The sequence below is a fragment of the Limnobaculum zhutongyuii genome (genome assembly GCF_004295645.1).
GTDB lineage: Bacteria > Pseudomonadota > Gammaproteobacteria > Enterobacterales > Enterobacteriaceae > Limnobaculum > Limnobaculum zhutongyuii.
Window position 1 is genome coordinate 781960 of sequence record NZ_CP034752.1, and the last position, 25340, is coordinate 807299.

A 25340-nucleotide genomic window follows, 5' to 3' on the forward strand; every position below is an offset into this window, starting at 1 on the left:
CATGATGACAGCCCGATTAAACGGCGGCGGCGTGATGGGGTTCAGGGGGTGCTATAAGAAGGGAAATGATTAAATCTATCTTGCACATTCAAACGAGACATTGCAACCGCGTTTAAACGTCGTTTAAAAACTCTCAGGAGGATTTATTGTGGGGTGGACTATGTAACGCTACCAAATTGTCATAAAAAACGCGCTACGATAATTACAGCGCGTTTTTCATTTAATCAAAAGGCCGGGATAAATAATCTATCCCGGTGTTTTCTATTTCGTCGTAATCATCATCCATTAAACTCAAGAACGTTCGGGCCGGAATCTTTGACCCCGGATGATTAACTTTTTTAGCAAAGCGTCCGCTAAAGGCCAGCGCCTTTTTATTTCGGGGGCGGATAACGTGTGGGCGAGTCGTGCCACCGTTATTCTGTATCGCCGCATATTTCAAATTCGACCCCGCACCCGCTGTATCATTATCGGAAAATGGCGTGATACTGGATGCAAGATGCCCCTTATCCTGTAGGATTTTTCCGTCCCGCTTTATTGGTAGCCATTTGGGGCGGCCTTCCTGTGCGAAATTTTCTTCCACTGCATCCGCCATGATGCCGCTAATTTCCCGCATCAACGGTTCCCTGTGTTCGAGGCTGTCAAGCACATCGTTTAAGGCACTTTCAGTGCGGGTGATATCAATAACAATCTTGACCATCTATTTCACCTCACCGAATAAAATTTCATAGCCACGTAACGTCCCGGCATCGGGTAGGGTTTCTGCGTGAGTGATAGGGTTTGCCCGGCTGTTTGATTTCACTTGTGGTGTACTGCGTTCTTTAAAACGGGTTGCAACTGACAATATATGTTTTCCGCGGGCATCATCGATATCAAAAACATACAGCAACTCTGGAGTTTCCTGTTGTGTGTCAAACAATATTGCTGACGGCTTATGCATATGTGCGGGTAATTGTTGCCAGAATGTCGCAGGCAAACTGGCTGACCCGGATTGCGCTTCCAGCAAATGATTATCTGTCAGCGTGATAACGGCTGATTCAGGATGTAATCCTTTTTCAGATAATCGGTCGAGTGTTGAGGCCGGAAGCGCGCCGACATGACGTTGCATTCCTTTGGCTTGCTTATTGATTAACGTGTTATCAATAAACGTTTTAACATCCTTTGAAACAGCGTTTAATAACGCCGGGTTTTTCAGTATTTCATTGACCGCCGTTGAGGCAAGTCGGACATCTGCGACGGTGGCACGATCAAGCAGACGCTGTCCCAATGATGACAGATAGCCTTGTCCGGGATTATGACCAAATCCCGCGTCCGGCGTGTACAGTTTGCCATCATGCGGATTTTTAAACGCGGTAACGGTGCGCGTTTCACCATTTTCCCACGGTTGCGACACCTCCACCAATAGTCCCTCACTGGATTGTACCGTTAGCCCCAAGCGCTCGACGTCACGACCCGAGCGAGCACGGCAACGACAGCGATAACCATCGGGAGGATAAAGAATGGCCCATACAGGGTCGTCAATATGAGCAATAAAACCATTTAGCGACAGGTGCGCCGGGCGCGTTCTGCTATCTGCAATGGCGACACGTTCCAGATAAGGGCGACTGTCCTTATTGGATAATTGTTCCTGATAACGCCCGGCATTATAGGCCGCCTGCATATTGGTTCGATAAATAGTTTCCAGTCGGCGCGGCTGTACACGCTTACCTTGCAACACGCCGTCGCTGTCGGCAACCAGCCCCGAACCCAACCAGCCTTTTTTCTCAAGAATGGGGATAATTTGTTTTTGAAAATCACTGTACGTGCCGCCGTTCTTTAGGTGCTCGTTTAATGAGTTTCGGATATCCTCTAAAATATCTTGCTTGAGGATTCCGGCAACAGTGAAGGCGCTTGCGTGGGCGCTGGCTTCGACATCATGCCAGTTGAAACCAACCGCATAGCCTTTTGATTCGAAATATTCGATAGCCTTTGCGGGCGGTACGCCGATTGCGTAGCTTAAATCAACGCCGTTAGCTGTTGGCATTGAGCCGCCCCCATACATCAGCAACAAAGATGGCTTGCATCAGTAGTTGCTGTTGCTCTTTGTCATCCAATAACGGGTAGCTGGCGGCGATAATGTCGAGCGCTTCGTCCGGCGTTTGTCCCTGTTGCAATGCTGTGACCATTGGTGCAATCAGCTTTAACATAGCCTGATTAACAGCATCAGGGGCCGCCGGTGCATCATCAAGCACGGATTGTGCCTGATCGATATCGTCGTCGGCTTTCTGGCTGAGTGCTGCAAACGATTTATATCGTTGGGATAACGCAACCGGATTGATAGTATCCCGTCGTTTTAATGTTGGTTCACCGTCTTTAGGTAAAGGAATACCGGTTTTTTCATGCACCCATGATACAGGGATGGTATCGACCCCGGCGTCAACCAGTTTCGACACACTGTCCGCGAGTTTTACTAAGTCGGCAATCTCTCGTGTGTCGAAAACAAACCGGGGCAACCGACGTTCGTCGAAGTCCTCACCACAATTAAGCTGACATAACATCAAGATTAGTTCACGGAACGTGCTTTCCAACTGGCAGGCATCGGCGACCGTCAGGTCATGCCTGACTTCGTTATGCACATTGCCAAGGGCGTTCGTGTTTGAGCGTGAATCGGCCTGACTGGTGAGCGTTGCGCCAAGAATGATTTTTGATTGTGTTCGCTCACACCAATTAATCATGACTTCGTAGTTTGCCGCTTGTCCCTCGGCGGCGGATTGAAACTCTATTTCCGTCCCGGAAGGAATAATCCCGGCGGCATCATGGCCCAGTGTGACCAGCGCTTCGAGTAGCGCGTCTTTCTCTTCTTCGGTAGCGCCTTGAAGATAAGTTCCGATTCGGGCCGGGAGGCCGTAAATTTCGAGAAACTCGGCTAAATCACGGATAGCAAAATTCTTGAACAAATAAGGCCATACCAACGCCCGGACAAGCCCTGACTCTGCAATATCGCCCGATTTCGCGTTGTGCTTGTGGACAAACCATTTAAAAGGCCATAGCAGGGAACCTTCAATCGAGTCATTTAATAGTAAAGTGTTGCCATCCTCCGTGGTGGTTTTAAAGTATGCCTGTTTTCTGTAATGCAGTTTCTTTGGTAGCCAGTCGCCCTGATACTGTTCCCATTCAATTTCTTGCGCGGAAAAACCATGACCGATAGCATCCAACGCATTTAAGATAACGTCTTCAAAATCAGGAATTGATTTAAACCATTTCGCGACTTTTGCTGCAAACGTCTTCTCCGCTGGGGTTGCATCTTCGGGGGGATTAATATTCCAATCCAGTTTTAACAATGCATTTTTGCGCTTTTGCATTTCTGAAAAGATATGACCATCACGCTCCAGCATATCGTTAAATAAGCTTGCCTGTGCTGCTAGGTCGCCTTGTTCTGCGGCTTCCATGATGCGGGCCAGCTTTTGTAACGACAGTCCTTTTGAGGGGTGCTCGGTGAACGAATGACGCAGCCCTGCAATTTCCGCTGTCTGTGTTTTCTTTAAATCCTTTTTGGTGAACGGACGCCCGTTAGCATCCACTATCTTAGATACTGCCATGAGTTACCAGCCCCCCTTAGAGCCGAATCGCGAACCACGTTTGCCGGGTACACGAGTATATTTGAACTGACCGCCGATGCCTGATTGCGCCGCCGCCCAAAGCATATGCAGGGCGTCTGGCCCATCATCGTGATCGGCCTTAGGGAAATGCTCAAGCTGGCTAATTAATGTCTTTTGTGATGGATGAAGACGGATCAAGCTGTTTACTATATGCGGTTGGAGGGATTCAATTCGCAATATTTTGTCGGTGTGTGGTATTACAGCCCGAGCCGGTACGGGGATGCCGCGTTCTGCGGAGCGTTTAACCAGTTCAGTTCTTAAAAATTCCTGAAACTGTACGGTTTCAATAACCCATAAGACGCAACCGTATTCAAGTTGAAACGTGATGATATCTTCAATAATTCTGTCCGGGAGCCGCTTTTTAATCGAGGCTTCGACAACATCCAGAATGCCGGTCGTCCGGTTCATTCCACCAACCAGTAACGCTGATGGGTCACGGCCTGCGCCTTTCAGACCTAAACTTGGATCTGCGGCACCGTAGAAAACCCACTCGGCTAAACGGTTAATCCAAAAGTTAATACAACCTTTAAAGATGGCGTCTTCGCCAGATACCGGGTCGTTTTGATACTCACTGTCAAAGGTTGAATGACCATCCCGAACGCGGATCAACATCAGGGCATACAGCGGACGAGCCGCCCAACTAACGCGGGAACCTTTGAGCATGTCATTTTCGTTCTGTTTATAAAACAGTTCTGCCGCTTCCGGGCTATCGTTGCGGAGAATTTCTTCCCATTTATCCCACAAATCCATATTATCGGGCCAGTCAATGACGGCCTGAAACTTGGCTGTTTTCCAAAGTGGGTTTTTCTGCGTCCGGGCTAATACGGAATCGTAATGCAGGATAGTTCCGATATAGACGATATCAAGCTTGCCCCCAGCGGCCCCCAACGGCATCACGGTTTTTTTCAACCAGTTTTCCAGCTTGTCCCGTTGCTCCGGGTTTCTGACCTGTTCGTCGTTCTCGATATCATCCAGCACCACCAAGTCAGGACGATAAGCACCATGACGCAACCCTCGCAATTTCTTACCACTGCCCGCAACCGTGACCTTAATATCGTTTCGGGTCACGATGGTTCCGGCTTGCCAGACTCGCCCCCCTCCGGCAATTTCGGGGAAATCCATTGCTATTCGCGGGTTAAATTCAATCTCGGCCTTGATGGCTTCCAGCATGGGGTAAGCTTGGTCTATGCTGTCCATTATGATAACCGGGTATTTTTTTATCCCCCGGATGATGCACCAGAGCACGAATAATTGACTGACTAGCGTTGACTTTGCCTCACCACGTGGGGCGGCGATAGCATCATTTTGGCCTAATAGCTGACATACAATTTCAGGCAAACGCTTAAACAAGTGCTTGTGTAGTTCGCTTTTGTCGGTGTGGCGGACATAGTGTGGAAAGTAGTTATTAACAAAATACTCATAGCCGCTGTCCAGTTCATTGACTAATTTCCGGCGCTCCTGTACTGCGAGCGGGTCAGGGTCAAAACCGACACAATCAGCCTCAATGGTTCGACGAACGCTGGCGGCATACTCCGCCAGATTCTTTTTAAATTCGCGGATAGAGAATTTCTTAGCCACGAAGTGCCTCGTTAATCTCAGAGGCAATGTCTTTTTTGTAGGTCGTAAAAATCCGACCATCAGTTAATGTGATGATTGTTTCCTGAAAGTAAGCACTTTTTAACTCAACTGAAATAATTTGAGATGCCATCACATGAACGCCATCGCCAAGACTAATTAATTTATCCATAGGATTTCTCTATCACCTCGCCGAACGGTTCTAGGACTTCTGCGAAGGCTTGCAAATGCTGCGGGTAGTGTTCTGAAATAAATACACCTAGCTTTTGTAAAACTTCCAGAGATAAGGCCAGTTGGCTGGTTTCTGGTAACAAACGCTTACTGGCTGATATGCTTTTGTTATAAGCATCTGCAAGGCTTGCCAGCATTTCGACGCGCTTTGCCAGCAAAGGCATTTGCTTTTCAGGCTCAATGACAGACATATCAAAGCCGTTGATAGCTTCCATCGTGCTTTTAAACTGAATAACCATATTGGATAGCAGGGAACGCGAAACATCCTCAAGCCCACCTCCTGCCATCATGTGCGCGGACTTTTGTTTCTCCCAATCGTCCCCTTTGTCGAGCGCATCTTTTTTCCAACGGCGAGCCGTTGCAAATGAAACGCTCAGTTGTGCTGCGGCAATCTCCATTGATAACCCATCAAACACATAGGAACGGCGGAGCCTGTCTCTTGTTTCGCGTGGGTGCGCCATTACGTCAAACCTTTAATATTGTTTTAATAATTTCGATGGCGGCATACACCAGACCGCCGGACATACCACCCGCCACCGCTCCGGCAATAGCACCGCTTTTCACTGATGCCGGATGGATGGCATCAATACGATTTTCTATCCGGTTTAATTGGGCGCTAATGCTTCGTAACTCTTCCAGTTCTGTGGCAGTGCTCCGACTGGTTAAGCGCTTGGACTTTTTTGCTTTACTCATTTATCAGCTTTCCTGTCGAGTTTGCTGTCAATGCGGTTAAGCTGCTGTTTCAGCTCTCCGATTAACTCTTTGATGGAGCCTACGTCTTTGTGGGCTTCTTCTTTTAGCTGGTAGCGTTCGTAGAGTTCCTTTCTTAATGCCTGCTGTTCGTTCTGTAGTCGGCTAATATCATCCTGTAAACGTTTAACCCATATCCCACCGAACACTCCGGCAAGTGCTAGCGCAATTTGAAATGCAATATCAACAGTCATTTATTGCGCTCCCAATTTTTAATGCTGATTAATTGCTTTTCGATTGTGCGGCAGTAGGTGCCGTAGTCGGTGATATGATCGAGGATATCTTCTGGTGATAACCCGGCTCCGGGGCAGGTGGTTTCACTGGCAGAACCAGCAGCGCCGCTGGTATTTGCGGGCAAACATCGACTATCAATGGGATATCCGAGTGCGGCGCGGTAGAGTTGCAAGCTGTAAGGGCCAATACCATTAAAATTGCGCCCATCATTTTTAGTCGCATCATTAATCCTTTTTTTAAGTTCACGTTCAGTTTTTGATAGCTGCTGTTGCGTCTCCAGCAGTTGTGTTGTTATTCGCTGGCTTTCTGTGGTGGCGTTCTGTTGCTTTTGAACGGCAGCATCTAACGCCCGAATTTGGCGTTCTGCGGCGGCTTTTCGCTCAGACTCCCATTGCAATTCAGCTTTTGCGTGTTTGGCCTGTAAGTCATTAAGCGTCATGTTATGAGCAATGGCAGATACCTTCGTCCCGGCGGCCCAGCCAACACCAAAGAGCAATACACTGATAGTAAGTTTGATAAAGATAGTTTTGTGATTCATCACAAATGCAAGAATGCTATTCATGGTTGCTAACCTCCCGGTCACGTTTAATGGCGGCTTGTTTTGATGCCTGAGACTGAGCAACCCACGCACTGATATAACCGAGAAATAACCACTCGGTTAAATCACCTTTAAACGTGCTGTAAAGCAGCACTAACGTTGATGAGATAAACGCAGAAACAACCAGCGTATCTGATGTTGACATCCGTCCGTTTGGGTTTGTGATGAGCTGTAATGCGCGTTCTTTTACTGACATTGTGACGCCTCCAGCTTGGCGGCTCTGATATCAAATTCCGTTACGCTGTACCAACCTTTGCGGTAAATGTACTGATAAGTTGCATTGCGGCTATATAACGGTGCTTTATCATTAGGCTTGCCACTCAAGGCCAGTGCGATTCGCGCTTCGCGAGCATCTTCAAAAACCTGTAAATAACGCCGGTTTTTCAGTTCAGGAATTGCCTTGATGAAATGTTCAAGAATTGCGCCACTCATAGGTGTTCCTCGCAAATCCACTCATCACGTGGGGAGAGCAATTGCGTTTCCCAAGAATCAACATCAAAGCCGGGGCAAATTTTTGTCCATTCGTTTGATGTGATTTTCCCATCGCCGTTCAGGTCGGGGGACAGGTCACGATGACCACAAACAACGGCGCGAGGATACTTTTCGACTAAATCAGCATAAAGCAGCGCCAATGCTTCCCACTGTGCTTGCGTGAATTTATCCGTACCTACAAGACAAATACCAATTGAGCCGGTGTTGTAGCCTTTGGCGTGAGCGCCGGTTTCACCAATTGCCCGGCCTTTTTCAACGGTTCCATTTGTATCAATGACAAAGTGATAACCGATATGACGCAGGCCGGGACTAAATTCATTAACGAACGGCGTTGAACGACGGAAGCCCCGGTCTTTATGCCAACGGTCAATAACAGCGGCGGCAGTTTCCCGAGCGTTGGCGAGACGGCGACCATTGGTAGTGGCGGCGCAATGAATAACTATTCGGTTGATATACGACATAAAAAAACACCATCTGATTAAAGATGGTGTTAGTGTTACTTTTTATGTGGTTTTAGGCGGTGTGATGGGGTTCAGGGGGCTAAGAGGTGATATCGATAATCGCCGTTTTTGACTCATCTTTTTTTGCTGGAGGCGGTGTTTTAATTTCATTAACACATGCGCTTTGAGCTTTAACAAACTTATCCTCGGCGGAAGATATCTCTTTGCCCGGTGCTTTGTTGGTTTTCGCTAAATCCAACCGCAATCCCCATATCTTGTCGGCATCATAAACCAGTTCTCGACAATTTGGAAATGGCGTCTCAGTTAATGCATTCCCGAACAAATGTTCGGCATCTTCTTTCAATCGTTGAATGTGCTTGCTGTGTGCGGTAACTTCTGGCAGAACGCCGCCAAACTGTCGATAAGCATCAGCAATATGAACACTAAGGACTGTTGTTACTATTGTTTCATTTAAAAGACTTTTTACATCCTCTAACTGTGCATGATACTTCTTAACCATCGCGGAGTTATCAACCTGACCAGCGAATAACAATGGGCTGATTAACAATGTTGTGGCTGCGAATAGCTTTAACTTCATGGCGCTAACTCCGTTTAAAATAAGGTGTCTTGTTTGTTGGCATCGGTGCGATTGTACTTACTTAATAACTCCCACGCAAAACGATCAGAAAAACCGAACTGAGGGCAAAGAATTGTCAGGCTCATTGATGCTGATTCCCCCGCGTTTTTCATATCATCAAATGCGGATAAAAATTGGCGGTTACGGTGTTCACGTAGTGCCTCCGCACAACGAGGGATATAAAAATCTTCTCCGCCGAAATGTGACATCAACTTATCTGCGTGGTCTTTCCCGATGGCCTGAACTAACAGTGCAATTCGGGTTTTACCGAATGCGCCCACCCCCTTACTAAACGGAAAGGTGATTCCACCCAATTTTTCAACCAGCTTCAACGTTGCCGGATATCCGATGATTTCGGCGACTTCCTGAATATTGCCTGGCAAGAAATCTTTTAACTCTTCAAGATTCATCGCTTATCCTCCCGGCGACGTGCATCAACAATCAAAGCTTGCATAAGCTTTGTTAGCTGTGAGTCGGTCAACCACTCAATAACAGGCTGTTTAAACATATGACTCGCCATGCTTTCTGCATACCCCCAAGGGCGGGACGCGTCAGTGAGCAAAGCTTCTATTTTATTTAACGTCCGCTCACGCCCGGCGGAAACGTTAGGGCGGCGTCCGTGGTCTTTTTTCTTTTCTGGGGTAAAGCCTTGCTCCTTCATGTAATCAAGGATTTTCTGTTGCTGCTCGGGCTTACATTGCTTTGCACTGGTGCAGCCCGTAATTCTGTATAAAACATCCCGGTAAACATCATCAGACCATTGCAACGCATTTTTTCCAATGTGGATTAACTGAATGAGGTTAGCCATTATTCACCCCCATAACGATAATGTTTGATTTCTTCCACTGCGGAATTAATCAAACGGGTTAACTTTTCGTTAAGCCGTTGACCTTCGCCGTCATCACCATCGCAAGCGACAAACGCTTGCAGGGCTTGTAAATCTGTTCCTGTGCATGGTTCGCCGCACAACTCACGAAAACGAGCCATAAATAGTACCTCTGCGACGTGTGAGGATTGCGGAACAATATTGAAGGGCATAGCAGCAACGTTATTTAAAATGGGCCACTCTCTATGTGAGTCAATTCGGAGATCGAGTTTCTCTGTTGCCAGTGCGATTAAGTCAGCTTGTTTCACTTTATGGCTTGGGAGTAAAGGTAATCCGAACTTTTCACGAATAACCCAATCAAAGCGATTCTCTATGCGTTTGTAATCAGGTAACAGGCGTTTTAGTGGTGAGGGAATATCGCAGCAATAAGCCTCGGCGGCATCATGCAACAAACCTTCAAGAGCGAACGACTCTGGTACAATGTGACTCACAATGACGGAATGTTGAGCAACGCTATAGAATGACCGAACGTGTCCGGAATAGCGGCACGTATGGGCCAGTGCTTGTGCAATATCAGAAATATCGATACTGTCTGCGGTTGGGTTCAGGTAATCAACTTGACGGCCTGATACTGTGCAAAGCCATGTCATAACACGTCCCCCTCTAAATTAGCGTGACCGGTCACATTAGTTAAATTTAGCGCTCTAAAATTTCGAGTATGGAAGCACTGAGAATCCCCTTTAAAGACTCCCCCGCAACCCTCAGGTAACGTACTGTCACAGTTAGGGCAGCGCCCCAAGGTTGCGAGTTGTTTATGTAGGCGTTCATAATCACAGATGATTAAAAGGGAAATGTATTCAGTTATTGAATAAGGCTCTCCGCCGATATTACGAAGTCGGCATCCCTCTTGGAGCATAACTTTTTCACGCGTTGATAAGACTAACTCAACCCTGTTTTGCCCGAACGCCTGACGCTGGCGTTCACGGTGACGACGTTTGCGAGCTGCGGCTTGCTCTTTGGATTTAGGATTAGTCATAAACGGCACCACCTATACTAATCAGCTCCAGCCCGGCAATTTTTTTATACTTACGTACCAATACCGATGCTTTTTTAAAACGTGGCACATAAAAAACAATCCGATCGCGTAAATCTGGATAGTCTTTTTTAGCTGCGCGCTTACCCCATATTTTTTCAACACTCTTAATAAACTTGGTACTATATTTTGCTTTTGATTCAGCGCCCCATATTTGGGTGATTAACGGGTGCATGGCATTATCAGCGCGCATCCACGCGAAGCTGATTTTGCCATCAACATAAACATTCAAGTCGGTTCGACCTTCCCCCGCATATTGCCGAAAAACCTCGATTAAATGGTCATGTAACTTGAATGTAACCCGCGCAAAGTCATAGCGGAGTTCAGCTTCAATTTCTGTCCATTTCTCTTTAGTAATCATATTAATTACTCCTAATTTTGGCGTAAGCCAGCCCCGGCGGGTTTACGCCAATTAATTTTTAAAATGCCTTTAAATATTGATTAAAGTATTACTGTTTAGTTATTCCAGACGTTGGAGTTAATGAATCAATATTCACCCAATACGGTTCACAATTAATTTCAACAGTGGTGCAATTGCTTAAATCTCTGGCCCTGTCGAGCGTTCGAACAGCACGACCACCACGTAAAATTTTATTTGGTTGATAAATAAAACCAGCACCAACTGGATATTTCTGGTTAAACTCCTTAGCTCGCATATTTCTTCCCCCATCCGTAACGATTACAGGTCGCGCAAAAGTCCCGACGGGTTTCTGCATGCCAAACGTTAACAGGCTTAATGGCTAACAAGGATGCATCATGCCAATAGGTATAAGCCGCCGCATAGTTGCCGGACTTCTCAGCATTGACGGCCCGTTGTGAAACCATTCGGAAAGCACGATTAGCCATATCAAGCCCCCGCAATATCTAACGGAATTTGACGATATTCGTCAGTATCACCGACGCGTTCATAAACCCGGATATATGACTTGCTACCGATGACTTGAACCGCTTCGCCAATAGCAGTCATTGCTTGCTTCCAACGTTCGTCATCAATATCGTAGCGACGCAAAGCCAATACACGTCCGGTATTGATATTGCCTTCCTTGTCAGTATCAAACGCCTGAGAAACAATCGCGTGTATCTCCGGGCGACTTCCTTCTATCCATTCTTTAACACATTCATCAATCAGGGCTTTTGCTGCCTGTAGACGTTCGTCAAACGTGATGCGGTCTTGTGCTGCACGTTGGATTCGGTATTTTCCGTCATAACTATGCAAGGTGAGATTGCCTTTTTTACCTCCGATTTGTGCGCCGTACTGTTCCGCTGACAGGTCAATTAATGCCTGAATATCAGCAAACGCTTGTTGTTTAAACGTCGTCAGGTCACTACTAATTACCCGCGCACGTTCAACCAGAGCCTTAACAAGCTGATCGCGTTCGCGGTCAATTGGCTTGATTAAATGTTCCGGGGTCAGAATACCGCGAGCATCTTTCCAGTATCCCGCCTGAATAAGTTCTTCTGTGATTTTTGTTGTCATGATAAAGCCCTTGAATTAATGAACAGTTTTCTTCTGTTGGTGATTAACCTGTCTGACTGCCGCCTGCATTTTTTCTTGGCAAACCGGCCCTAATGAAGCGGCGAAGATATCAGCAACCTTGTTCGTAAACTCGGAGTTCCCGTTTTCAACCCGGCAACTAACACCGACCATCTCTTCGCAGTCCTCTAACTCAATGATAATTTTTGCCACGTAGCCCCCTAGTGATACTCAGTCCACACCACACGACAGCCGTGTAGTGGGTATTGAGCCTGTTTGTATTTACCGCCACTCTTACACCCAAAGGCGTAATAAACAGCGATTCTTTCAGTGATAAAACGAGTCAAAGCCGGACTATATTCAACATGAATCGTCGGTGTAGACGGTTGGCATAAGTTAACGTCAGTGACGTTAATTCCCTGAGCCGTCAGCTCTAACAAAGCTGATTCAACTTTCGGTAATGAGCCTGTGAACGCTGCATTATTTTTATTAACTGGTGACATGTTTCCCCCTCAATTAATCAGCATTTGTGCGAATTGCTGAACAGCCGCAGCATTGATATTCATATCGTTAATACGACACACACGAACAGCACCTCGCAGCAACTTAGATAAACGTCGGGCATTTCCCTTCGATGCAGTGAAGAAAGCGTCTTCGGTTTCTTCGTCTAATTCGTCAATAACACTGCTTGAGATAGCCTTCACATCAGAACGCGGTAAGCTATTTCCAAGATTCAAGGCAAACCCCACGCGGCTATAGAGCTGGACTAATTCCCCGCGCTTGCCTTTCAGGTTCAAAATCAGACGAGGCATTCCGGCAAGAACGACACCGACTCCGGAACGATCATGAATCCGGCGCAGGACTTCCAGCGCTCGAAATGGCAGGAGTTCAGCTTCATCAACAATAAGGACAATATCTGAGCCGTTGAGCTTTCCGACACAGGCTTCAATCAGGTCATGCAAGTTGCCAACAACAGATAGATTTAATTGGCGGCATAGTTCACCGAGTAACACTTTTGCGGTATAGCCGGGGTCGGCTTCAATCAGGATGACTGTGTTTTTATTTTCCTCAGCATAGCGCTTTAAAATCATGGTTTTTCCGAGTCCAGCTTCACCATAAAGAACGTTGATTTCCTTACACTCATGAGCGAGTTTAATCAGTTCCAATCCTTTTTTTGCGGATGGCGTCATCACAAATGGAATAGTGATATTGTGTGACCGGTCACGCTCGTTACAACGTTCAATAAAAGCGCTGATTTCAGTTTCTAACGCTTTAATATTGCCCGGATATTTACCGCTCAAATATTGACTAAGCGTTGAGCCACTGACACTGATAGCTCTTGCTACTTTGGCTTGGCTAAAGCCCTTGCTCGCCATTAGTTCTGTTAACTCATTTTTAATTAAAGACATGGTATTACCTCGCGGTTTTCAGTTGTTTTGCGCGATACTCTTCGCGCTCAGACTCAAACATAAAAATAGGTTCTGGATTTTCGGATACATGCTGGAACTCACCTGACAGCAGGGAACTAAAGTCTTTATTTTCAATGCCAATAACCGGGCGTAACTCTGCTTTGATTTCCTCTGCTTTCTTTTCAACCAGATTAAGGCGGCGTTTCGTCCGTTCTGCTCTGGCTTTTTCAACGAAGGCGACAGGGAATGCGGCGCGTTTATTGCCATTGAACACAGCTTCACAAACGAACGTTCCGTCCAACTTTCTAACGATGACCCTGTCTGCGCTGTGAATATCGAAAGCAACAGAAACACGCTCGCCATCAACATTGATAAGCTCTTCGGCGAAATACTCGTTATTGAATACGGAAAGCCACCCACGTTGCGCCACGCGTACAACTTGCGGCATGAACATGTCCCGAAGTTCGAGTTCAGACAAATAATGCAACTCGTTTTTTTCCAGCAGTTCTGCGCGATATGATGCAGGGGTCATATGACGCCCGTTGCGTTTTGGTAACTCGCTGTGTTCATGCTGGCTGTTGTACCACTCGACACCGTCTTCAATAGCGTCTATTAACTGATTCCAGCTAGGGAGCTTTGCAAGTGCGTTTCGTTGGGTTGTCGATAACTCTTTGTCTTGGTTTCTGGCATTAACAGCGGACACGATTTGACGTGATGTGATACGGACAGAATCACGATCAGCACTGGAACCGTGAAAGGTTGCAAATTGGCGAGCAATGCGAAACAAAATGGTTTGGTGAGCACGTTCTATAATGCCTCGGCCTTGCGGATTACCCGGTATACCTGTTTCATGACCAACGCCAAGACGTGGCAAAATACCTGTAATATCTGCATCGAACAGATGGTTTTTCTCGCCACCACCATTATCTGAATAGTAGAACAATGGAAGCCCATTGCGGGACATTCCATGCCGTAAAGCATCAGCAACCGCGATGGTGTTTTCTGACAAGCTGATACTCCAGCCCACAACAAATCGTGATACACCATCCATAATTAGCGTAATTTCTGGAATGAACGGCTGTCCATGCTCCGGGTGTGCCACTTTCATTTTTAATCCGTGACCATCGCCGATCCAAACATCGTTAACAGTCAGTTGTGACCAATCACGCTTAACATAGGTTTGAATTGCCCGAAGAGCAGCACCAGTGACACGGCCTTTCATTCGGGTGATTTTAGGAAGTTTAGCTAGTGCGCGGTGTACCGCATCAAGAGAGGGAACCACATTTAACATTGCTGGTTGCCCCTCATAAACTGTCGCCCATTCGTCACAAAATTGGCGATATGCTTCAGCAATTGAAATTCCGTTCGGTTGACGGTAGATGGCGAGAAACATCGGAAGCCATGATATTTCAACAGCCTTCTTAGCTTTATGATGTCCGGGAGCTAACAATGCGAGTCGTTCGGCAGCATCCTTACCGCGTAAATAGTCAACAACCCATTGATTTAAAGAACGCTCCCCAATAACTCTTGTAGAACCTTTTCGGGCGTTTGCTCTATTCACAGCAAGCATTAACCTTTCTGGTAACGCCGCCGCTTTAGCCTGTTCAATGATGAAACGAATAGCCCGAATTCGACTTGTACTGGCTTGCTCTTCAATTCTTAGAACTTCAATAGCTAAACTCATTCTTGCGTCTGCAATTTGACGCTGGTTATCTGTGAGTTCATTTATTTTATTTTCAAGCAGCGAAGGACACTGACGCATTAAATCCAGTGTTGATGAATTACTTGTCTTTTTTGTGTCCAGTTTTGCCACATTGCGTTGAGGTGCTCTTGATGTGATGACGTGTTTTAATAAGTGTGGTTCTATTAGTGACTGAATGTTACTAGGTAGATAGCTTACGTCATATTCAAACGCCTTTGAGCCTGCCTTTTTACGGCGAATATCGGGCATATTGAGGGCGACTTTATCCAATAACTTCCGGCAACCTCTTTCAGTTGATGGAAGTCCTTTACAGCCAACAAGATCAGCAACAGTAATCCACATAACAACCCCCATTAGTACCGGCTAGGCCAAATAACATCAGGTTGTACGTTGAGAGCATTTGCTATCAAAATTTCACCTTTGGGCCATTTACGATACAAGGTGTTGTGTAGTGTTCGAGAGCCTAAACCAGACTCCCGAGAAAGCCTTGATAAGTTAGTTCCCCGTTTTTTTAATGCTGAAATAATATCCGCTGGGTGCCAGTCAATAAGATTATTGATTCCATTCGGAGTCAATTTCTGCGATTCTGTACAGTTATGCATAGTAATAACCCGTAGTTCTTATACAAAGCAATAATAGTATTGATCAACAAAAGGAACCAATCAAGCTTTTAATGGTTCTTTTTGTGAATATTTTTAATCTTAAGTTATTAGCTTTAATTGAGGAAAAGAATCAATGAGTTACGAACCAAAGGAACTAGTGACTCCAAAAGGAATCAATGTTCCGATTAAAGCGGATGAAATAGGAACCAGTTTTTCAACTAGGTTAAAAGAACTTATCGGCCCTAAACAAAGTATTCGTGCATTTGCTAAAGATGTGGGGATTTCTTATGGTGGATTACACAAATATCTAACAGGGGCTACATTACCAACATTAGATAATCTGTTATCACTCGTAAAATACACGGGTGTATCAATAGAATGGCTGGCTACTGGTGAAGGGCCGAAGTTTAAAGATGATAGCGGCGTCACGTCTGAGTTTGCTTTTATCCCCCGTTATAACGTCAGTGCGGCGGCGGGTGATGGGGCTTGGAATGAAACAGAGGAACCGTCGTTTTTAATGGCATTTCGCAAGTATTGGATTGAGCAGTATCTGCGCGCAGACCCTAAACAACTATCCGTCATATCTGTTCAGGGTTATTCGATGGAAGGCATTCTCAATGATAAAGATGTTATCTTGATTAATCATGCTGATGTTGACGCAAAAGAGGGAATCTATGTACTTAGAATCGATGGTCACTTATTCGTAAAACTAGTCCAGCGATTACCGGGGGAGATATTAAAGTTTTCCAGTGCTAACTCGGCTTACGAGTCATTTACCGTTGATTTGAACAACCCGCCGAACGATTTTTGCATCATAGGGAAAGTTGTTTGGTATGGTCGGAATTTATAGTGATAATTAAATAAGGTTTAAAACCTGTTTAAACCTTTTTAGTTTCTGCTTATAGTTATGCAATAAATAGCGCAAGAAAGCTCAGTTTTAATCATTCCTATGCAATAGCAAGATTTTATCAATCTGAGCCTCAAGCCTTGCAATTAAAGGCGTCGGACTTATCCTGCTTTCCCTTAGCCTATGTAATATTGATCACTCCCCCACAACCGGGTTATTTTTAACCGGGCCCGTGGTCAGTTAATGGTAGTCCCCGAGATTGCTGGTGCACACTCTGCTGGCGGAAATACCCGAGCTTCATCCGGAGCCGGACATACCTTAAGCCAACTGATTGCTGGTCTTAAACCGCTGACGTTGTTGACCAGTATGGCGTTGGGGTTATTGGCTATCAGCCTGCCGGTACAGGCTGATATCGTGGCAGACCACAGTGCGCCGGGTAACCAGCAGCCAACGGTCATCGGCAGTGCTAACGGCACGCCGCAGGTGAATATCCAGACACCGAGCGCCGCAGGCGTATCGCGCAATACCTACAGCCAGTTTGATGTGGATAACCGTGGTGCCATTCTTAATAACTCAGCCGCACCGGTACAAACCCAATTGGGCGGTTATGTTGACGGCAACCCGCAGGTTATACGCGGTGGGGCTAAAATTATTCTTAATGAAGTCAATTCCCGCAACCCAAGTCAGCTTAACAGTTATGTGGAAGTGGCGGGGCAGAAAGCTCAGGTGGTCATCGCCAACCCATCGGGTATTACCTGTGACGGCTGTGGTTTTATTAACGCCAACCGCGCCACTCTGACGACCGGCACACCAAATCTGGTGAATGGCCAACTGGAAGGCTACAACGTCCAACAGGGCAATGTGACCATTCAGGGCAGAGGGATGGTCAGTAGCCAGCAGAGTTATACCGATATCATCGCCCAATCGGTGAATGTGAATGCCGGCGTCTGGGCCAATGAACTTAACGTCGTCACCGGTAAGAACAAGGTTAGCGCCGATACCAGCCAGATTGAAAAGCAGGGTGGTAATGACGCCACCAGTCCGCAGTTTTCGGTGGATGTGGCGGCATTGGGTGGTATGTATGCCAACACTATCCGTATGGTGGGTACTGAAAACGGTGTAGGTGTTCGCAATGCCGGGCATATTGGCACGCAGGCCGGGTCGGTGGTGTTGACCGCCGATGGTCGTATCGAAAATAGCGGAACGATAAGCAGTGCACAAAACCTGACGGTTACGACGACGGAAGGGCTGACCAACAGCGGTACGCTGTTTGGCAAAAACGAAGTTCAGATCGCTGCACAGGGTGATGTGGTTAACACCGGATCCGGGCAAATGGGTGCCAACGGGCAGCTTGATGTTACCACTCAGGGCAACCTGACCAACCAGGGTGTGATGGCGGCAGACGGTAACACCAGGGTCAGTAGTCGTCGTAAATTGAATAACAGCGGTACGCTCTCTTCCAGCCAGGCGCTTCGGGTATCTGCCAGCAGTATTGATAACAGCGGTACTTTGCAGGGCAAAGGGCGCACAGCCATCAGTACTCCGGGATATATTAATCAGACTGCCAGTGGAAAAATCAGCAGCGGCGGCTTTTTAAGCATTGACAGCGGCGACTGGATGACCAGCTACGGCAGCATCTGGTCTGCGGACGCGGCTTCTCTTAGCGTTCAAAATGCGCTGTTAAACGGTGGAACCCTGGATACCGGATTGGGGCTGACCCTGTCCGCCAGCCATCTCAATAACACCGGGGCGATTTACGCCGGTGGCGATGTGCAGGCACAAAGTCGCAGTAGCCTGTTAAATAGCGGAACGCTGGGTTCTGACCGGGATATCACCCTGAATGCGGCGGGTGAGTTCTCCAGTAACAATACGATTTATGCTAAAGGCAATGCCCGATTAACGGCGGGTAGTACAGTGAGTAATAACGGTACGCTGGCCGCGGATGGGTTGCTGAGCCTGACTACACCGGGTGCACTGTATAACAACGGTACGCTATACAGTAAAGGCAACCTGTCATTAACCGCAGACCAGTCGGTGACCAGCTATGGCTCTATCGGTGCCGACGGTGAACTGAATCTGAATACTTACGGGACACTGTTTAATAATCAGATGCTGTACGGTAAAGGTCAGACGACCCTTAACACCGGTGGTGATGTCACCAACCATGGCGTGATAGGTTCTGACAGCCGTTTGTCCCTGACCACACCGGGCTGGTTACTCAATACCGGCACTCTGTATAGCGGCGGAGCGATGGCGGTAGCCGCCAACGGCCAAGTCACCAATAGCGGTACCATCAATAGCAGCAGCGACTTATCGCTGACAACCCAAAATGCCCTGTATAACGGCAATACGATTTATGCCAAAGGTCATGCCTCCCTTAATGTTGCCGGGGCAATGACCAATGACGGCATACTAGGTGCCGACCGTAATCTGATGCTTAGCGCCGGTGGCGATATTCTTAATAACGGTACGCTGTACAGTCAGGGCGTGGGGAAATACCTTACCGATGGCAGCTTTACCAATAATCACCTGCTGCGCAGCGAAGATGCCTTATTAGTGGATGCCAGTGGGAATATCCTCAATGAGGCGGATATCTACGCCTTTGCCGGGCTTGATTTCAGTGCCGGACAGCGCATTGATAACCATGCCCAGCTCTACAGCGGTGGGGCACTTAATCTGCATGCCATCGGAGATATCAGTAATACCTCAACGCTGGCAGCGCTAAACGATATTGTCCTTTCCACCCATTATTTCAACAACGCCAGCAATGCGTTGCTGGCAGCCGGCGTACAAAGCAGTGGTCAACTGGCAAATGCCGGTGATATCACCATCCTCAGCACCCAGTCTGTGGATTTGCAGGGGCAAACGCTGGCCTCCGGCACCCTGAATGTGGATGCTGGCGGCATTAATCTGGCTGATGGTCTGGTGAGTGCCGGCGCGGCGAATTTGCAGGGGCATAGCGGTGAGATAAACACCGATCGCGCTCAGCTCTACATTAACAATGCCTTCAATGCACAGACTACCGGCCACTGGAGCAACCTTGGCGGTCAGCTGTACGCCGGTGAACTGCATCTTAATGCCGGATCGCTGACCAACGATGCGGCAGGGGTTATCAGTGCCCAATCCACCAACCTCACGTTGAGTGGGCTTTTAAGCAACAGAGGGCTGATTGACGGGCTGCTGACGCACCTGCAAGCCAGTCAAATTGATAACTACGGCACCGGTCGTATTTACGGCACCTGGCTGGGCTTACAGGCCGATGTGATTAATAACCGGGAAGAGGACGGCACCGCCGCCACCATCGCCGGGCGTGAAACGCTGGATATGGGGGTGGGTACCTTAAACAACTACACCCATTCGCTGATATTCAGCGGTGGCAATATGTCCATCGGTCGATTACTGGATGAGAACGGCAACGCCACCGGTATGGGCGGCGTGTTGAATAACCACAGTGCGACGATTGAAGCGCTGGGGGATTTACGGTTGTCGATGGGGCAGGTGAATAACGTTAATGATAACTTCAAAACCGAAGTTCAGCGTATTTCTACCGAGAGCATTTATCAATACCGGGTCGAGGGAGGCGTAAATTACTACCGTCCTGATGAGGTTTCTTTTTATAAAGATGAAATCCCCCACATCATTACACCGGAAAATGCCAAAGGTAAGGATACCTATTACTCCTATGACTATATCCGCACCATCGATGAAACGGTGATTACGGAAACCGACCCGGCTAAAATTTTAGCGGGTGGGAACCTGTTGATCACCGCAGATACCGTAACTAATGATAAAAGTCAGATAGTGGCGGGTAATGTTCTGAACATTGAGGCGAATACGCTGAATAATGTTGAGGTTATCGGTGAGCGCTTTATCAATGATGTGGGTACAGAGATAAAGTATTCCCGCAAGAAAAACAAAGGTACAGATTCTCAAAGAAAGAGCGAGTCGGATTATGAGCCGCCAACGCAAATTCAGTCTATTACTCTCAAACCGTCTGAAACGCTCAGTTATGTTCAACCAGAAGGTAGCGGGGCACTGATTAATGCTCGTCAGGAAGGTAGCGCATCAGGTGGCACAATCAATGGGATCAATATTGAGCGAGTGAGTATTCAGGTGGCTGGTGTGGATGGTATGCAGGATGTCAGCGTAGTGACACGTCCACCGAGCCTGAATCTGACGCTGCCCAATACCAGTCTGTATCAAATCAATCCGGCAGTGGGTAGCCGTTATTTAATCGAAACCGATCCGAAATTCACCCAATATAAAACCTGGCTGGGTTCGGACTATATGTACAGCCGCTTACAGGCCGATCCAAATAATGTGCATAAGCGTCTGGGTGATGGCTACTATGAACAGACGCTGATTCGTGAGCAGATCATCAATCTGACCGGGATGCGTTTTTTAAACGGCTACGCCAGTGATGAAGAGCAATATATGGCGCTGATGAACAGCGGCGTGGAGTTTGCTCAGAAATATCATCTGTCATTAGGTATTGCGCTGACGCCAGAGCAGATGGCCAACCTGACCTCAGATATCGTCTGGCTGGTTAGCCGTGATGTGACGCTGCCGGATGGCACGGTTCAGACGGTTCTGGTGCCACAAGTGTATGCGATGGTCAGGTCGCAGGATATTGACGGTAGCGGCGCTTTATTGTCCGGAAAACAGGTAAATCTGCAACTGACCAGCGATCTGGTGAATCAGGGGCGCATTCTGGCGGGCGATAAGCTAAACGTACTGGCGCAGAATATTCAGAATATGGGCGGCAGCATCAGCGGTAATAACGTAGCGATGCTGGCGAATAACGATATTAATAATATTGGCGGTTTGATGCAGGGCTTTGACAGCCTGAGGCTTCAGGCGGGAAATGATATTAATCTGCTGACCACCACCCGCAGTAACGGCAGCGGGACGATAATTAATCAGGTTGCCGGTGCGGTAGTACACAATGATGGCGGTCTTCTGACCATGAAGGCGGGTAATGATATTAATCTGACCGCGGCTCAGGTGATTAATAACGGGCAGGACGGGCAAACCGTTATCAGTGCCGGACATGACTTGAATCTCAATACGGTTAACGTATCTGACAGCCGCAGTGCCCGGTTTGATGGTGATAACTACTACACCCTCACCCATGCTCAGGATGTTGGTACTCAGATTTCAGCAGCAGGAAACGTTACCCTTTTGGCCGATAACGATATTGTGGCAAAAGCGGCTAACGTTGAGGCCGGAGGACATCTTCAGGTCAGTGCCGGACATGACATTCAGATTTTAGCCGGTGAGTCTACCGTGAGTCTGGATGAAAAAACCAAGATCAGCGGTACCAGCGGTAGCGGTATGGCGAAAGTGACAGAGGTGAGGGAGATTACCCTCAACCATCACAACGCAGAGTCCAGTAGCCTGAGTGGTGATTCCGTCAGTCTGAAAGCGGGAAATGATCTGCGGGTATCCGGCAGCCAGGTGGTTGGTACCCATGATGTGGCTCTGGCGGCAGGGAATAATCTGACGGTGACGGCTGCTCAGGAAACCGAAGACGACCGGTATTTCAGCCAGAAAACCAAGTCGGGCGTTATGGGTTCTGGCGGGATCGGCGTTACGGTAGGAACGATTGATGAAAAATCCACTCAGACCACTCATCGTATCAGCCATCTCGGCAGCACCGTCGGCAGTACCGAGGGTAGCGTATCGCTAGTTGCGGGTAATGATTTATCCATAAAAGGTTCTGATGTGATTGCCCAACAGGATATCAGCCTGACGGGTAAAAACGTGACCATTGAGTCAGTGGAAAACCAGACCAGCATTCACGACAAATATGAGCGTACCCAGTCGGGTATGACCGTCGCACTATCCGGCGCAGCCGGTAGCGCCCTGAATGCGGCGGTAACCGAAGCCAAACAGGCGCAGGACACTCAGGACAGTAAAATCAAAGCACTACAGGAAATCAAAGCGGCATTGTCGGCGGTACAGGCAGTGCAGGCCGGTATGATGGACTTGCCTGACAGCAGTGAAGGGTTTGTGGGTATCAGTATTTCTGGCGGTACTCAGCATACCGAATCCACCACCGATACCAAAATTCGGGCGGCTCAGGGTTCTACCATTGCGGCAGGCAATAATCTGTCCATTACTGCCACCGGTAACGGTGAGAAGGGCGTTGACGGCGATATCACCATTAAAGGCTCAGCCATTAATGCCGGTAATAACATGATTCTGGACGCCAATCGGGACGTTAACCTGCTGGCGGCGGCGAATACCCAGAAAACCGACAGCGAGAACAAGAGCTACGGCGGTAACGCTGGCGTGAGCTTTGGCTGGGGCGGGGGTAAAAACGGCCTGCGTTTCTTTGCTGATGCTAACTTCTCGCAAGGGAATATGCATGCAGACGGTCTGTACTGGACTGAGAGCCAGTTACAGGCGGGTAACAACCTGACCATCATCAGCGGCCGGGATACCAACCTGATTGGTGCACTGGCGAAGGGTTATTCCGTGATGATGGACGTAGGTCGTGACCTGACCGTTCGTTCGTTGCAGGACACCGATGATTACAGCTATGAGCAGTACTCGCTTAATATTGCGGGTAGCTACGGCACCGGCTTTGACGGCAGTCTGGGTTTCACCATGGACAAGATGGACAGTACCTGGGCCAGCGTCAATGAGCAGAGCGGGATTTATGCCGGTAAAGGCGGTTATGACATTACCGTGGGTAAGCATACGCAGTTAGACGGTGCGGTGATTGCCTCTGAAGCTACGCCGGATAAAAACAGTCTGGATACCGGCACGCTTGGCTGGAGTGATATTAAGAATAAGGCAGAGTATGACGTCAGCCATGTGTCGATCAGCGTTGGCTCTGGCGGTGGTGCACCGATGGGCTTTCCGGGCGTGCCGGGAACACCGATTGTGGTGGCCTATGGTGATAGCGCCAGTAGCACCACGCATGCGGCGATAGCGGATGGGGCGATTACTATTCGGGATAAGGATGGTCAGCAGCAAGATATTGCCACCATCAGTCGCGATACGGAAAATGCCGCGAATCCGCTGGATAAAATCTTCAATGCTGAAGAAGAGATGCGCAATCTGGAGGCGATTAATCTGGCGGGGCAGATTGTTTCGCAGGTGACGACCATTGCGACTAACTATGGAACGATGAAAGCGCAGGATGAGGCGAGAGCTAAAGCGGATGCTCAAAAAGAGTCAGCGGCGAATGACCCGGCGATAATTGCGCAGGCGCGAGCCGATTTGTCTAAAGCGGGTAATGACAATCCAACGCAGGAAGACCTCAATAAAGCCACGTATAACGTGGTGTATCAGGCCGAGTTTACTATTGCCAATGAAAAGCAGATGAAAGAGTACGGCACGGGTAGCGATGTGCAACGGGCTATTCAGGCGGCAGGTGCAGCGCTGACTGTTGCAATGGGCGGCGGCGGCTTCGGCTCCTTATCTGGCTCAGGGCGTGAAAGCGCTAACCGAAGGGCCGGAGATGAAGGACAAGGCCATTAACGCGATAGCGCATGCGATTATTGGTGCGGCAGTGGCTCAGGCCAGCGGTAACAGCGCAGCTTCCGGGGCTATTGGTGCTGCAAGCGGTGAGCTGATGGCGCAGTTAATTACCGAGAAGTTGTACGATGGTAGAAAACCGGAAGACTTGACGGAAGCGGAACGCCAGACGGTGGCAGCACTGGCAATGATAGCGTCGGGTGCAATTGGCGGGGTGGCTGGGGATAGTACGGAATCTATGGCAACGGCGGCCGGGGCGGGGTATAACGCGGCAGTGAATAACCACCTGACAACAGGTGAAAAACAGGTTCTTGATCGTAAAGAGAAGGAATACGCCTCAGCCTGTCAGGGTGGTAATGCAGGAAGTGGTGCCTGTCAGGAACTGAAACAAGATATTGATAAGCTGAGAGACAAAGGCAGTAGTATTGATAAAGTGGAAGAGAATGAGTTTGGCCCTGATTTTCAACTTGCAGGTACGGAGCAAATTGAGCACAAGCCGGGGGATATTGTTAGTTGTGTAAACTCCGGGAATGGTTTTTGTGTTGTTACCGAGCAGTCAACCAACAACGGTAAAGAATGGGTTTTAGCTGAGGCTAATGAAGTTCAGGCTATTGCAGCCAAACATCAAAATGGCAGTTCGGAAGACTTTATTAAAGAGCTGGGTGCGGCTTATTTTAATGCGGGGTGTGGATTGCCGGGTGGTGCTTCTGCAATATGTAAGACGTATTCTGCTGCCGGTGGTGCCAATCCGATTGATGGTAAAGTTCCTACGGATGGGGAGCGGTTGTTATGGGCGATGGATGCGGCAACAAATGCAGCAGGAACGGTGTGGTCAGTTAACCAATTACGTATTACTCCTAATACCTTGGATTATCGGGCTAGTTTAGCTAATCATCTGGCGAATTTTGATGGTTTTACGCAAAAAACGGGAATTAAAGGGGCTCATAATGCTGATTCATTCTATGCTGCTGCAAGTCAATATAATGTTAAGATAATCAGTGAAATACCTGGAAACGTTAAAGGTATTACTCAAGTTACATATCAAATTCCAGCATATGATCGAGCAGGTAATATTATAGGATATAAAGCCGCTGAATTGCCTAAAACAATTTATGATCCTAAAGTCTTTACAGATCAGAAAATGTTGGATTTAGGGAAAAGGGCATCTGCTATTGGTTATAAAAATGCTATGGCTAGCAGTAATGGTACAGCGAATGTCATAGTTGAAGGTGTGACTTTTAGGATTTATGTAGACAAAGCCACTAGTGTTGTACGTAATTTCCATCCTCAATAGGACAATTTAATTA

General features: G+C 47.8%; 29 protein-coding genes. 3 read left to right on the top strand and 26 right to left on the bottom strand.

The window, feature by feature from the left end; translation table 11 throughout:
• Positions 1-220 precede the first annotated feature (220 nt).
• The 26 genes from EKN56_RS03050 to EKN56_RS03170 all read right to left on the bottom strand — a co-directional run bounded on the left by EKN56_RS03050 (position 221) and on the right by EKN56_RS03170 (position 15698).
• Entirely contained in the window at positions 221-697 is a 477-nt protein-coding gene (locus tag EKN56_RS03050; RefSeq protein ID WP_130590462.1) for a phage virion morphogenesis protein, read from the bottom strand.
• A complete protein-coding gene (locus tag EKN56_RS03055) occupies positions 698-2020 on the bottom strand; it encodes a phage head morphogenesis protein (RefSeq protein ID WP_168189593.1) in 1323 nt (440 codons plus the stop codon).
• Positions 2007-3575 carry a DUF935 domain-containing protein gene (locus EKN56_RS03060; RefSeq protein ID WP_130590464.1) on the bottom strand — a complete coding sequence of 523 codons (1569 nt, stop codon included), beginning with the start codon at positions 3573-3575 and terminating at the stop codon, positions 2007-2009. The genes EKN56_RS03055 and EKN56_RS03060 overlap by 14 nt, the downstream gene beginning before the upstream one ends.
• Before the next feature lie 3 nt (positions 3576-3578).
• Complete coding sequence (gene terL / locus EKN56_RS03065) at positions 3579-5213, bottom strand: phage terminase large subunit (RefSeq protein WP_246019952.1); 1635 nt, start codon at positions 5211-5213, stop codon at positions 3579-3581.
• Entirely contained in the window at positions 5206-5382 is a 177-nt protein-coding gene (locus EKN56_RS20845; RefSeq protein WP_168189594.1) for a hypothetical protein, read from the bottom strand. The genes terL and EKN56_RS20845 overlap by 8 nt, the downstream gene beginning before the upstream one ends.
• Positions 5375-5902 (bottom strand): DUF1804 family protein, encoded by a 528-nt coding sequence (locus EKN56_RS03070; protein ID WP_130590466.1) that lies wholly within the window; start codon positions 5900-5902, stop codon positions 5375-5377. The genes EKN56_RS20845 and EKN56_RS03070 overlap by 8 nt, the downstream gene beginning before the upstream one ends.
• Before the next feature lie 4 nt (positions 5903-5906).
• The gene (locus EKN56_RS03075; RefSeq protein WP_130590467.1) at positions 5907-6134 is read right to left on the bottom strand and encodes a hypothetical protein; all 228 of its coding nucleotides are present in this window, start codon (positions 6132-6134) and stop codon (positions 5907-5909) included.
• Positions 6131-6385, bottom strand: a complete 255-nt coding sequence (locus EKN56_RS03080) for a hypothetical protein (RefSeq protein WP_130590468.1) — start codon at positions 6383-6385, stop codon at positions 6131-6133. Before EKN56_RS03080 ends, EKN56_RS03075 begins: the two co-directional genes overlap by 4 nt.
• Positions 6382-6987 (bottom strand): hypothetical protein, encoded by a 606-nt coding sequence (locus EKN56_RS03085; protein ID WP_130590469.1) that lies wholly within the window; start codon positions 6985-6987, stop codon positions 6382-6384. The genes EKN56_RS03080 and EKN56_RS03085 overlap by 4 nt, the downstream gene beginning before the upstream one ends.
• On the bottom strand, positions 6980-7219 hold the full coding sequence (locus tag EKN56_RS03090) for a hypothetical protein (protein ID WP_130590470.1): 240 nt from the start codon (positions 7217-7219) through the stop codon (positions 6980-6982). Before EKN56_RS03090 ends, EKN56_RS03085 begins: the two co-directional genes overlap by 8 nt.
• On the bottom strand, positions 7210-7455 hold the full coding sequence (locus EKN56_RS03095; protein ID WP_130590471.1) for a hypothetical protein: 246 nt from the start codon (positions 7453-7455) through the stop codon (positions 7210-7212). The genes EKN56_RS03090 and EKN56_RS03095 overlap by 10 nt, the downstream gene beginning before the upstream one ends.
• The gene (locus tag EKN56_RS03100; protein WP_130590472.1) at positions 7452-7976 is read right to left on the bottom strand and encodes an N-acetylmuramoyl-L-alanine amidase; all 525 of its coding nucleotides are present in this window, start codon (positions 7974-7976) and stop codon (positions 7452-7454) included. Before EKN56_RS03100 ends, EKN56_RS03095 begins: the two co-directional genes overlap by 4 nt.
• Positions 7977-8055: 79 nt before the next feature.
• The gene (locus tag EKN56_RS03105) at positions 8056-8553 is read right to left on the bottom strand and encodes a hypothetical protein (RefSeq protein WP_130590473.1); all 498 of its coding nucleotides are present in this window, start codon (positions 8551-8553) and stop codon (positions 8056-8058) included.
• Between the two features lie 14 nt (positions 8554-8567).
• A complete protein-coding gene (locus tag EKN56_RS03110) occupies positions 8568-9002 on the bottom strand; it encodes a Mor transcription activator family protein (RefSeq protein ID WP_130590474.1) in 435 nt (144 codons plus the stop codon).
• Positions 8999-9400 carry a gp16 family protein gene (locus EKN56_RS03115; RefSeq protein ID WP_130590475.1) on the bottom strand — a complete coding sequence of 134 codons (402 nt, stop codon included), beginning with the start codon at positions 9398-9400 and terminating at the stop codon, positions 8999-9001. The genes EKN56_RS03110 and EKN56_RS03115 overlap by 4 nt, the downstream gene beginning before the upstream one ends.
• The gene (locus tag EKN56_RS21535; RefSeq protein ID WP_313770512.1) at positions 9400-10068 is read right to left on the bottom strand and encodes an HD family hydrolase; all 669 of its coding nucleotides are present in this window, start codon (positions 10066-10068) and stop codon (positions 9400-9402) included. The genes EKN56_RS03115 and EKN56_RS21535 overlap by 1 nt, the downstream gene beginning before the upstream one ends.
• The gene (locus tag EKN56_RS03125) at positions 10065-10454 is read right to left on the bottom strand and encodes a hypothetical protein (RefSeq protein WP_130590476.1); all 390 of its coding nucleotides are present in this window, start codon (positions 10452-10454) and stop codon (positions 10065-10067) included. The genes EKN56_RS21535 and EKN56_RS03125 overlap by 4 nt, the downstream gene beginning before the upstream one ends.
• Complete coding sequence (locus EKN56_RS03130; RefSeq protein ID WP_130590477.1) at positions 10447-10872, bottom strand: hypothetical protein; 426 nt, start codon at positions 10870-10872, stop codon at positions 10447-10449. Before EKN56_RS03130 ends, EKN56_RS03125 begins: the two co-directional genes overlap by 8 nt.
• Before the next feature lie 88 nt (positions 10873-10960).
• Positions 10961-11167: a hypothetical protein gene (locus EKN56_RS03135; RefSeq protein ID WP_130590478.1), complete on the bottom strand. Its 207-nt coding sequence runs from the start codon at positions 11165-11167 to the stop codon at positions 10961-10963.
• On the bottom strand, positions 11157-11357 hold the full coding sequence (locus EKN56_RS03140; RefSeq protein WP_130590479.1) for an ANR family transcriptional regulator: 201 nt from the start codon (positions 11355-11357) through the stop codon (positions 11157-11159). Before EKN56_RS03140 ends, EKN56_RS03135 begins: the two co-directional genes overlap by 11 nt.
• A 1-nt stretch (position 11358) precedes the next feature.
• On the bottom strand, positions 11359-11988 hold the full coding sequence (locus EKN56_RS03145) for a DUF3164 family protein (RefSeq protein WP_130590480.1): 630 nt from the start codon (positions 11986-11988) through the stop codon (positions 11359-11361).
• Between the two features lie 15 nt (positions 11989-12003).
• A complete protein-coding gene (locus tag EKN56_RS03150; protein WP_130590481.1) occupies positions 12004-12198 on the bottom strand; it encodes a hypothetical protein in 195 nt (64 codons plus the stop codon).
• An 8-nt stretch (positions 12199-12206) separates the two neighbouring features.
• On the bottom strand, positions 12207-12488 hold the full coding sequence (locus EKN56_RS03155; protein ID WP_130590482.1) for a hypothetical protein: 282 nt from the start codon (positions 12486-12488) through the stop codon (positions 12207-12209).
• A 9-nt stretch (positions 12489-12497) separates the two neighbouring features.
• Positions 12498-13394 (bottom strand): AAA family ATPase, encoded by an 897-nt coding sequence (locus EKN56_RS03160; RefSeq protein ID WP_130590483.1) that lies wholly within the window; start codon positions 13392-13394, stop codon positions 12498-12500.
• A 4-nt stretch (positions 13395-13398) separates the two neighbouring features.
• Positions 13399-15438 (bottom strand): Mu transposase C-terminal domain-containing protein, encoded by a 2040-nt coding sequence (locus EKN56_RS03165; RefSeq protein WP_130590484.1) that lies wholly within the window; start codon positions 15436-15438, stop codon positions 13399-13401.
• 11 nt (positions 15439-15449) lie between these two features.
• Positions 15450-15698: a helix-turn-helix domain-containing protein gene (locus tag EKN56_RS03170; RefSeq protein WP_130590485.1), complete on the bottom strand. Its 249-nt coding sequence runs from the start codon at positions 15696-15698 to the stop codon at positions 15450-15452.
• 133 nt (positions 15699-15831) lie between these two features.
• Between EKN56_RS03170 and EKN56_RS03175 the strand changes: the two genes are divergently transcribed.
• From EKN56_RS03175 to EKN56_RS03185, 3 genes are all read left to right on the top strand, one after another.
• Complete coding sequence (locus EKN56_RS03175; RefSeq protein ID WP_130590486.1) at positions 15832-16548, top strand: LexA family transcriptional regulator; 717 nt, start codon at positions 15832-15834, stop codon at positions 16546-16548.
• A 213-nt stretch (positions 16549-16761) separates the two neighbouring features.
• Positions 16762-24036, top strand: coding sequence for a hemagglutinin repeat-containing protein (locus EKN56_RS03180; RefSeq protein WP_260676955.1), 7275 nt, complete (start codon positions 16762-16764; stop codon positions 24034-24036).
• Positions 23945-25327: a VENN motif pre-toxin domain-containing protein gene (locus EKN56_RS03185; RefSeq protein ID WP_130590488.1), complete on the top strand. Its 1383-nt coding sequence runs from the start codon at positions 23945-23947 to the stop codon at positions 25325-25327. The genes EKN56_RS03180 and EKN56_RS03185 overlap by 92 nt, the downstream gene beginning before the upstream one ends.
• Positions 25328-25340: the final 13 nt, after the last annotated feature.